The following is a 3019-nucleotide window of genomic DNA, read 5'->3' on the forward strand; positions in this document are numbered from 1 at the left end:
AGGGGATGGTGATAATGAGGCCTACGGCGGCCTCGGAGATGACACGATTTATGATGGGGACGGCGACAACAAGATCTATGGTGAGGATGGTGATGATGTCGTTTATGCAGAAGGCAGCGGTAGCAGTTATGATGGCGGCGACGGCACCGATACGCTGGACTTTTCCAATGCTTCAGATGCAATAATACTCTTTGCGGGTGATGGCGAAGGAGAGGTTGAGTTTTACTCTGACTACTCAACATCCACATTTTCGGATTTCGAAGTGTTCAACGGAACCGACGGCGATGATTTGTTTATAGTTACATCAGGAGATGCAACTTATGACGGCGGTGACGGTACCGACGTTATCAATTTCTACCAGGAAGACGATTCCATTACCATTACTGTCGTAGATGGTGTCGGAACTGTCAGCTTCTCTGATGGAACGGAGGCGGATCTCTCAAATTTTGAAAGTTACATCGGTACATACAACGTTGATACCTTCAATATCGGGGCAGGAGACGCGACTTATTACGGCGGCTGGACTGATACAATCAACTTTACGGAGGCAACAAGCGGGGTCACTGTCAATGTTGAAGACGCCAGTGATGGGTCCGTTTACAGCGGAACCGGTACGACAACGTTCTCCGATGGCACCACGGCCACATTCAATAAGTTCTATACCATCGCGGGCTCCGACTATGATGATACCTTTACGGTCGGTGCGGGCAACTCTGATACGGGAGATGCCGGAAATGTATCTTATGACGGCGGCGACGGCACAGATTCGATTAGCTTTGCCAATGCAACGGATGGCATCACGTTAACGGTTAGTAATGGCGGTGGAACGGTTTCATTTTCCAATGGCACTTATGCAAATCTCTCGAATTTTGAAAGCTTCATCGGAACAGATGATGACGACACGTTTTATGTAGAAACGGGGGACGCATCTTATGATGGCGGTGACGGCGATGATACCATCAGTTTTGTCAATGAGGAGAGCGGCGTAGCAATAGATCTCGACAACGGCGCTGGAACGGTGACCTTCTCCGATGGCAGCGAAGCGTCCGTTTCCGACTTCGAAGACTTCATCGGAACAGATGATGATGACACCTTTACGGTCGGAGAGGGGGATGCTGCTTATGATGGTGGAGGCGGCACCAATACGATCAGCTTTGCCAATGCGGACGACGGCGTGACAGTCGACTTTGCCGACGGATCGGGAACGGCGACTTTCTCTGATAGCACCACGGCCACATTTTCCGATTTTGATGTTCTTGTAGGGTCTGCGGGCGACGACACGTTTACGGTCGGGGAAGGCGACGCCACTTATGACGGCGGAGACGGTGCAGATACGATCAGCTTCGCGGCGGCGGACAGCAGTATCGCCGTTGATGTGTCTGACGGTGCTGCAACTGTGACTTTTTCTGATGGCAGTGAGGCCTCCGTCTCCAATTTTGAGGACTACATGGGAACAGATGATGACGATACATTTACGGTTGGGGAGGGTGATGCCACTTATGATGGTGGTGAAGGCTCTGATACCATCGGATTTGACAACGCGGATGGCGGCATAGCTCTCGATATCGATGACGGCGCTGGAACGGTGACCTTTTCCGATGGCAGTCAGGCTTCGGTTTCCGACTTCGAGAACTTCACTGGAACAGATGCTGATGACACGTTTACCGTCGGAGAGGGTGATGCTGCTTATGATGGTGGAGACGGTACAAATACGATCAGTTTTGCCAATGCAGACGACGGCGTGACAGTAGACTTTGCCGGCAGATCGGGTACTGCGACGTTCTCTGACGGAACCACGGCCACATTCTCCGATTTTGATGTGCTTGTGGGGTCTGCCGGGGACGATACGTTTACGGTCGGAGAAGGCGACGCCACTTATGACGGCGGCGATGGAACAGATACGATCAGCTTTGGCGGCGCAGATGATGGCGTAACAGTCAATGTTGCCAGCGGCTCGGGTACGACGTCGTTTTCGGACGGCACAACTGCTACTTTCTCCGATTTCGAAGTCCTCGTGGGGTCCGCCTATGATGACACCTTCTATGTTCAGTCCGGAGATGGGTCCTACGATGGCGGTGAGGGCACCGATACGTTGAATTTGTCCGGAGAAGGCAGCGGTATTACCTTCAATCTCGATGACGGATCCGGAACGGTCACATTTTCGGATGGGTCTGTTGCAAGTGTTTCCGACTTCGAGAGTTATGTGGGAACTGATGAAGACGACAGCTTTACGGTTGGATCTGGCGATGCGACCTACGATGGCGGGGAGGGGGCTGACACCCTCGACTTCTCCAATGCGGATGACGGCATAACGATTGATGTTGATGACGGCGCCGGAACAGTCACGTTCTCAGATGGAACAAGCGCAACCTTCTCAGATTTTGAAGCCTTCGTGGGAACTGACGCCGATGATACGTTTTATGCGGACACGGGCGATACATCCTATGACGGGGGTGACGGAACCGACACGATTGACTTTTCACACGAGTTGGGTGGCGTGGCTGTTTCGCTAGAGGACGATAGCGGTTCTGTTCGATTTCATGATGGGACCATTGCTAGCTTTTCCAATATGGAGGTGGTCGACGGCACTCAATACAACGATATCTTCTACGCAGGGTCAGGTGGCTACACGATATCGGGCGATGATGGCGGCGACGCGCTCTATATAACCTCGGATCAGGATTACACGATTACATATTCCGATGACGATGATACCTCCGGTACGATCACATTTGAGGACGGATCGGAGATTGTTTTCGATAGTATCGAGTACATATACGGAGGGGAAAGTGATAGTCTGACATTTATTACAGATGCTTCGGGCGAAGCCGCCGATACGGTCGGCTCCTCTCAGATACACTCGATAGACTACGATTTTTTCTGATAGGTTGTGGTCTGAATGGCCCTGTTGATGATCAAATCTCGCCGGAGGTGGTATCAACAGGGCCAGTCATTTATACAATCGGTTCAGTGTGGCGTAAAAATCTCAATATACTCCGAGTCCTCGAAAATCCGACTT

General features: G+C 51.5%; 1 protein-coding gene. It reads left to right on the forward strand.

All coding sequences use genetic code 11. The features are described from left to right. Positions 1–2884, forward strand: a 2884-nt coding sequence (locus tag E1297_RS49040; RefSeq protein WP_368669449.1) for a beta strand repeat-containing protein, incomplete at its 5' end; no start/stop codon positions are given. Positions 2885–3019: the final 135 nt, after the last annotated feature.

This window comes from Roseibium sp. RKSG952, assembly GCF_009711355.1.